We start from the raw sequence: 8,790 nt of genomic DNA on the forward strand, positions 1-8,790 counted from the left end.
TTCCGGAGAGGTCTAATAACAAACTCTTGAGACTTTTAGTATGATTTATCTTATTCCCCATGCCATAGATCGGTCAGCAAAACAATTTCCCGAACAGGAAGCCTTCCGGTTTGAATCTAAAAGCTTGACCTATGCCAACCTTGTAAGTCAGTCTAACAGTCTAGCTAATTTTTTGAGGACTCAGGGAGTAGAGCGAGGAGACCGAATTGGGATTTATCTTAATAAAAGTCTTGAATCAGCAGTTGCTATCTATGGGATTATGAAAGTAGGAGCAGCTTATGTTCCCTTAGACCCTACAGCACCTGCCTCCCGGATTAGATTTATTCTGCAAAATTGCGGTATTCGAGGTCTAATTACCCAACCTCAAAAACTCTCATATATCTCAGAAATTTTAGCTGAACCCACTCCGCTAGAATATATTATCGGAGTTGCTTCAAAAGAATTACCTGTGCGAACTTTTGCCTGGGAAACAGTATGGGAAATTTCTGGAGAGTCTCCTCCCAATATCAGAATACTGGAGCAAGACCTGGCTTATATTATGTATACTTCTGGGTCTACGGGAGAACCGAAGGGTATCATGCACACTCACCATAGTGGTTTGAGCTATGCAAAAATGTCTGCTCATACCTATGGACTTCATCATGGCGATCGCTTGGGAAACCATTCGCCATTACACTTTGATATGTCTACCCTTGACTATTTTTCTGGTCCTTTGGCAGGAGCGACAACCGTTATTATTCCGGAAGCTTATACCAAATTACCCGCGAGTCTTTCCCAACTAATTGAAAAAGAAAAGCTCACCATTTGGTATTCTGTTCCGTTTGCTCTGATCCAGTTGCTCCAACGCGGTTTACTGCCAACTCGCGATCTGACATCCTTGCGCTGGGTATTATTTGGAGGAGAACCTTTTCCACCAAAATATTTATATGAGTTAATGGAGCAACTTCCCCAAGCACGTTTTTGTAATGTATATGGTCCGGCAGAGATTAATCAATGTACATATTACCATGTTCCTAAGTTAGAAACTATTCCGGAACAGTCAGTTCCCATTGGTTGTATTTGGGAGAATGCGGAAGAATTGGTAGTTGACGAGCAAGATAGACCTGTACCTTCTGGAGAGGTGGGAGAATTGCTAGTTCGTACACCGACTATGATGCAAGGGTATTGGCAACGCCCCGATCTGAACGAATGTGCTTTTTTTTCTCGTCCTGTATTTGGAAATCACAAAGAAGTATTTTTCAGAACAGGAGATTTAGTACAACTGCAAGCAGATGGTAATTACAGTTTTCTCGGACGCAAAGACCGACAAATTAAAACACGAGGGTATCGGGTAGAACTTGATGAAATAGAAGCTGTTCTTGTGTCCCATCCCCAGGTAGAAGAAGCAGGAGCTTTTTCTGTACCTGATGAAGAAGGTAATCATATAGAAGCTGCTGTGACTTTAAAAGCAGAAAAGGAGGTTAGTACAGATGAGTTAATTTGGTATGCAGCAAAGCATCTTCCCAAGTATGGAGTGCCTCTCAAAATTGCTATCAGAGAGGAATTACCAAGAACAACAACGGGAAAAATAGACCGCCGAGCTTTACAAAAAGAAGCTTTCAATAATTAATAATTAACAATTAACAATTAATAATTACCTCTTCTTAAAAAGAAGAGAATTCGTTAAAAGAAATTTTTTTATCCTTGAAAGGAGAGGCTTTAAACCTTTATTTTTCGGTAAGTTAAAAAAGCATTCAGCAATCAGGAGGATCGGTGGAAACTCAAGAAATACTTAAAAGATATATCAGTGAAAATTTACTTAATAGTCGGTTTGAGGTGGGAGCAGAGGATGATTTGCTAGGAAATGATTGGGTTGATTCTATGGGTATTATGCGACTTATTGCCTTCATTGAGGAAAAGTTTGAGATTACTGTACCTTTGGAAGATGTGACAATTGAGAATTTTCGGACGGTTCAAACAATTGATACTTATCTAAATAAATAGTCCAGTAGGGTGTCTTAGTGTAACGTAACGCACCATCCCACATAACCCGGTGCGTGACAGTAAAATCGACCATTATTCCAAATGCTTATGAATAGTTCAGAAATAGACCGATATGGCTAAAATGGTGCGTTACGATGGATTGCTAAATCTATTTCATAGTTTGAATTTAAGCCATCTAACACACCCTACAATTGCACAAAATTAGCTGTCTCACTCCAGTAGTGGACTGTTTCATCTTAAATGTTGCTTTAGGAAAATGCTGGAATCTATCTATAGCAACAATTTAGATCGAAAAGCTAATGCACCATTTTAGCTAAAACAGTCCAGTAGGGTACGTTAGTGTAACGTAACGCACCATCCCACATAACCCGGTGCGTGACAGTAAAATCGACCATTATTCCAAATGCTTATGAATAGACCAATATAGCTAAAATGGCGCGTTACGATGGATTGCTAAATCTATTTCATAGTTTAAATTTAAGCCATCTAACACACCCTACAATTGCACAAAATTAGCTGAAACAGTCCAGTAGGGTGCGTTTCGCTGCGCGACATGAAAAGTGTAACGTAACGCACCATCCCACATAACCCAGTGCGTGACAGTAAAATCGACCATGATTCCAAATGCTTATGAATACTCCAGTAATAGACCGATATAGCTAAAATGGTGCGTTACGATGAATTGCTAAATCTCTTTCATAGTTTGAATTTAAGCCATCTAACACACCCTACTCTATAAGTTAATTTTAGACCATTTATTTACAATATAAATATGATTATGACTGGTATAGAAATAAAAAAGTTGGCACTTCCAACAGAGGGAATAAACGATATCGTTGAACGATCTAATTTAACATCTAGTCAACTGTTACTGTGGTTAGGGCAAAAGTTGAATCCAGAGACGCCATTATATAACATGGTTTGGGTTTTTACCATCGATGGCGAAATAGATCCAGTATCTTTTCAGCAAGCTTTTCAAACCCTAGTTAATAATAGTGATGCTTTGCGTACTGTTATTGAAGAAGTGGATGGCATTCCTCAACAAAGAGTGCTAACCACACTCACCTACAATTTACCTTTACTAGATTTTACTGCCGAAGTTGATACTAAGGTCGCTCTACAAAACTGGATTCAAGAGCAATGCAAACAAACCTTTAATCTAGAAACGATTCTGTTTGACTCAGCCTTAATTCAAGTCAGCTCAAAGCAGTTTGTTTGGTATCTTAACCAACATCATTTAATTACGGATGCTTGGTCAGTGATGCTGGTTTATCGTTATATGAGTGAGTTTTATGGACAATATGTTGAGGGAACTCTAGTATCACCCAAACTGCCAACTTATGCCGAATATATTGCCTATGAAAAAGACTCTCAAAACTCTCCTCTCTACAAAAAAGCTATAGATTATTGGCAGCAGAAGCAAGATAAATCCCTTGAAGCTGTTATTTTTTACGGCAAATCTATCAACAAACCCTCTTCTCGTACTCAAAGAGTATCCTACAATTTAGGCACAGAAAGACTATCCCAAAAATTAAGGGCAATGGCAACGGAGAAAGATATTCGTTCCCTGAGCTTGCATTTGTCGCTCTTCAATATCTTTGCAACTGTTCTTTTTGCCTATCTTTATCGCATTGGCGGTCAAGAAACATTGGCCATTAGCACGCCAGTCCATAATCGCCCTACTACTAATTTTAAGGAAACTATAGGGGTTTTTATTGAACTCTTTCCTTTCCAGATTGAAATTGAGGCGGGAGAAACTTTTTTATCCTTATTCAAGAAAGTTCAAAAAGAGTCTGGTGCATTCCTACGGTATGCTCAACCTGGTGCTAGTAGTACTGCGATTAATCGTGGGATTAATGTTGTTCTCAACTATATTAATGCCTCCTTACCAGATTTTAACGGACTACCAATGCAGTCGGAGTGGGTTCATTCTGGATATGTGGACAGTCAGCATCATTTACGACTGCAAGTACATGATTTTGATGCTTCTGGTGACTTTTTATTACATTTTGATTTTAATACTGACCTGTTTGACGAAAAGTTACAACATCAAGCGATCGCTCATTTTATCAACCTGCTCAAAGGATTTATTGAAGATAGAAGTCAAGTAATAGATCGGGTAAACCTTGTGGGAGAAGAAGAGAGAAAATATCTTTTAGAGGAACAAATATCTCCTCCCATTTTCAGCGACGATCTTAAGGAAACTGTTGTTCAGAAATTTGAAGCGCAGGTTGAAAGTAATCCTGAAGCGATCGCCTTACAGACATCAACAATTATTGGTGAAGAAAAGCAGGTTACTTATCGGAATTTTAATGAACAAGTTAATCAACTAGCGCACTATCTGAAAAAGCAAGGGGTGGGTGCAGAAGTTCCCGTGGGAATTTTGATGAGGCGATCGCTCCAAACGTTAATTGCTATTTGGGGTATTCTGAAAGCTGGAGGTGCATATGTGCCAATTGAACCAAATTATCCTCCTGAAAGAATTGCTTTTATCTTAGAAGATACTCAAGTTCCCATATTGTTGACAGAGGAAGCTTTAGTGAAACATTGGCCCTCTGACAGAGGTTTTGAGATTGTGCAACTGGATCGGGATTGGGAAAAAATTAGTGATGAATCCTCAGAAAATCTTGAGAGTGATGTCAAACCAGAGCATTTAGCTTATATCATCTATACTTCTGGTTCCACAGGCCAACCAAAGGGAGTAACGATCGAACATCGGGGATTAATTAATTATGTATCTTGGGCACAGCAACAATATTTGCCAAACCACGAGCAAAACTCTGAAATAGCATTTCCTCTGTTTTCTCCCCTTTCTTTTGATTTAACAGTTACTTCTATTTTTGTGCCACTTTTAAGTGGGGGAAGGGTAGTAATTTATGCAGAAAATACAGGAGAAATCGATCTATCTATTCAACGCATTGTAGAAGAGAATGCTGTGGATATTATTAAACTTACTCCTTCCCATTTGTCTATTATCAAAGATATGGATTTGAGTAAGTCTCGCATCAAAAAAATGATTCTGGGAGGAGAAGACTTAAAGACATCTTTGGCAAAAACAGTTACAGATGCTTTTAACGGAGAGATTGAAATTTATAATGAATATGGTCCGACTGAAGCAACGGTTGGTTGCATGATTTATCGCTTCGATCCGCAACAAGACAAAGAAACTTCAGTTCCCATTGGCAAACCCGCAGCTCAATCTCGCATTTATTTGTTGGATAATTATCTCAATCTTGTTCCTCAAGGAGTTGTGGGAGAAATTTATATTGCTAGTCCAGGTTTAGCCAGGGGTTATCTCAACCGACAGGAGCTGACTCAAGAACGTTTTATTCCTAATCCCTTCCATCCTAAAGAACGAATTTACAAGACAGGAGATTTAGGTCGTTGGCAAGAGAACGGTCAATTGCAATATCTAGGTAGGGGCGATCGCCAAGTAAAAATTCGCGGTACAAGAATAGAGTTAGGAGAGGTAGAAGCAGCTTTATCTTCTCATCCAATGATATCTGATTGTGTGGTGGATGTCAGTCGCCAAAATCACCAACTAGAAATTCAAGCCCCATTACATTATTGTACAAAATGCGGTATCTCATCTAATTATCCCGATATTACCTTTGATTCAGCAGGGGTTTGTAACATTTGTCGTAGCTATGAAAGCTATAAGCACAAAGCCCAGAAATATTTTAAAACTCTTGAAGATTTACAAGCTATATTTAACCAAGCAAAGACTAAAAAACAAGGAGAATATGACTGCTTAATGTTACTCAGCGGGGGTAAAGATAGTACTTATGTTCTCTATCAATTGGTGGAAATGGGATTGAAGGTATTAGCCTTTACTCTAGACAATGGCTACATTTCTGAACAAGCAAAAGGCAATATTCGGCGAGTGGTTGAGTCTTTGGGTGTAGAACATATTTTTGGTACTACTCCAGCTATGAATGCTATTTTTGTCGATAGTCTCAAACGTCATTGCAATGTTTGTAACGGTTGCTTTAAAACCATTTATACTCTCAGCATGAAACTCGCCGATCAAAAAGGGATTCCGATAATTGTTACCGGGTTGTCTAGAGGGCAATTTTTTGAGACGCGACTAACTGAAGAATTATTTACCAAATCTACCATTGATATTGACGAGATTGACGAAATGGTTTTAGCAGCCAGAAAAGCTTATCATCGGGTAGACGACGCTATATTTAGAGAATTAGATGTTGCTGCATTTCAGGATGATAGCATCTTTGAGAAAGTTCAGATTATTGATTTCTATCGCTACTGTGATGTGGAACTCGATGAAATGTTAACCTTCCTCAAAGAAAAAGCCCCTTGGATAAGACCCTCCGATACCGGACGTTCAACCAACTGTTTAATTAATAACGTCGGCATTCATATCCATACTCAAAAGCAAGGTTATCATAATTATGCTTTGCCCTACAGTTGGGATGTGCGTTTAGGTCATAAAGAAAGAGATGCAGCTTTAGAAGAACTTAATGATGAAATCAATGTTGAGAATGTACAGCAAATTCTAGGGGAAATTGGCTATACCGATACTGAAGAAATGGAAAATCGTCTGGTTGCTTATTATGTTAGTACAACCAATTTTACTCCCTCAGATTTAAGAATTTATCTCGCACAAAAACTTCCCAATAATACCATTCCTGCTTACTTTGTGCCACTTGACAAAATTCCCCTTACCAGTAATGGCAAACTCGATCGCCAAGCTTTACCCAATCCAGAAAATATTCGACCAGAACTCAAAACAGCTTTTATTGCACCCAGTACCCCAATTGAAAATACCTTAGCTCAATTGTGGATAGCAGTGCTAAAAGTCGATCGAGTAGGTATCCACGATAATTTCTTCGACTTGGGTGGGGATTCAATTATGGCAATTCAGATTGCAGCTAAAGCTAACGAGGCAGGATTGCATTTGAGTCCAAATCAACTGTTTCAACATCCCACTATTGCGAGACTGAGCCATCAGGTTAATACTTCATCAAATATACTATCAGAACAAGGAATTGTTACAGGTTCTATTCCCCTGACTCCTATCCAACATTCCTTCTTCACCCAAAATCTTCGAGATCCTCATCACTACAATCAAACTCTACTGTTAGAGGTATCAGAAAATTTAGATTCTGCCTTGTTGGAAAAAGCAGTACAACAATTACTCATTCACCATGACGCTCTGAGGTTGCGTTTTATTCAAGAGTCATCTGCTTGGCATCAGTTTAACTTGGCTTCTGTGTCTCCTGTAGAGATGAAGTTGGTCGATCTATCAGAAAAAATAGCAGCAGAACAAAATATTGCGATGACTGCAATAGAAGAGGAGTTGCAGACAAGTCTCAACCTCTCTCAGGGAGAATTAATTAGGATTGCCTTTTTTAATCTAGGAGTTAATCGACCCAACCGTTTACTAATTATTATCCACCATCTTGCTGTTGATGGGGTATCCTGGCTAATTTTATTGCAAGATTTACAAACTCTTTGTCAACAACTCAGGGATGGTAAGACCATGCAACTCCCCCTGAAGACAACTTCATTTAAACATTGGTCAGAAAAGCTAGTTGAATCTTTACAGTCAGGGAACTTGCAATCGGAAACCGATTATTGGCTACAACAGTCTTCTTTGACCCATTCTCAGATTCTTTTAGACGATCGCCATGGCGAAAATACAGAAGCATCTTCCAATCATTTTTCTGTCTCTCTGAGTAAGAAAGAAACCCAAGCACTTTTACAAGAAGTTCCCACCGCGTATCATACTCAAATTAATGAGATATTATTAACTGCCCTAATTCTCTCCTTTCCTCAAAATACCCAACAGCGATCGCTTCAGGTAGACTTAGAAGGCCATGGTCGAGAGGAAAATATGGTCAAGGAGGCCAATTTAACTCGTACTGTTGGCTGGTTTACCTCTGTTTTTCCTGTCACCTTGACAGTAGAAGATATCTCCGATATAGAATCTGCCCTCAAGTCCGTCAAAGAGCAACTGCGTAAGATTCCCAATCGAGGAATTGGCTACGGGATGTTACGCTACCTCAGTCCAGATGCAGCTCTTATCCAAAGACTTGAATCTGTAACACGATCGGAGATTCTATTCAATTATTTAGGACGCATGGAGCAACTGCTACCAGAAGATTCCCCCTTTGTGTTTGCCCGCGAACTTACCTTGTCTCGTAGCCTCAGAGAAAAACGACAGTACGTCTTAGAAATCAATGCTTTTATTATCCAGGAACAACTGAGAATTGATTGGCGCTATAGTCGGAATCTACATCAAGAAACTACTATACAACAAATAGCGAATGATTTTCTAGGAAAGTTACGATCGCTCATTGAACATTGCCTCTCTTCTGAGGAAGAGGATTATACTCCTGATGATTTTCCCTTAGCTAAGTTAGATGAGCAAAAACTCAGTAAACTCTCCAATTTGCTCCGTAAAAGTATCACGGAGTAATATCAAATCCGTTTAATATGGGGTATAGCTCACGGGGTGACAAGCTAGTTAAAAGCTATATATCCTAACATTATGCACTACAAAATATAGGACGTCAAAAGGGGAAAACTTGAGTAAGTATTTAGACTTATAGTATGGAGTAGGAAGCGATATAGCTGCCACTAGTGCCGGTACGCGGAAGTCAGAAGTCAGAAGTATTGATTAGTAAGACTTTTAGGATTTTGTAACTGGTCAGTTATTTCCGCTCACAAACAGAGTTTGGGCTATATTTGGGCTTAAAAGTTGTGTAATATCATGTCCGGATAATTTCAAAAAAACTTTCTTATTTTTATACTTTCTTTCTCCTCTCTTCCCTCCTGACTCCT

General features: G+C 39.0%; 3 protein-coding genes. All 3 read left to right on the top strand.

What is annotated here, in order from left to right; all coding sequences use genetic code 11:
- The first annotated feature begins 40 nt into the window (after nt 1-40).
- The 3 genes from ACP6PL_RS07705 to ACP6PL_RS07715 all read left to right on the top strand — a co-directional run bounded on the left by ACP6PL_RS07705 (nt 41) and on the right by ACP6PL_RS07715 (nt 8,425).
- Nucleotides 41-1,609 carry an amino acid adenylation domain-containing protein gene (locus tag ACP6PL_RS07705; protein ID WP_426544216.1) on the top strand — a complete coding sequence of 523 codons (1,569 nt, stop codon included), beginning with the start codon at nt 41-43 and terminating at the stop codon, nt 1,607-1,609.
- 143 nt (nt 1,610-1,752) lie between these two features.
- Nucleotides 1,753-1,983 carry an acyl carrier protein gene (locus tag ACP6PL_RS07710; protein WP_426544217.1) on the top strand — a complete coding sequence of 77 codons (231 nt, stop codon included), beginning with the start codon at nt 1,753-1,755 and terminating at the stop codon, nt 1,981-1,983.
- 772 nt (nt 1,984-2,755) lie between these two features.
- The gene (locus tag ACP6PL_RS07715; RefSeq protein ID WP_426544219.1) at nt 2,756-8,425 is read left to right on the top strand and encodes an amino acid adenylation domain-containing protein; all 5,670 of its coding nucleotides are present in this window, start codon (nt 2,756-2,758) and stop codon (nt 8,423-8,425) included.
- The last annotated feature ends 365 nt before the right edge of the window (nt 8,426-8,790 follow it).

The sequence above is a fragment of the Dapis purpurea BLCC-M126 genome (assembly GCF_050015975.1).
GTDB lineage: Bacteria > Cyanobacteriota > Cyanobacteriia > Cyanobacteriales > Microcoleaceae > Trichodesmium.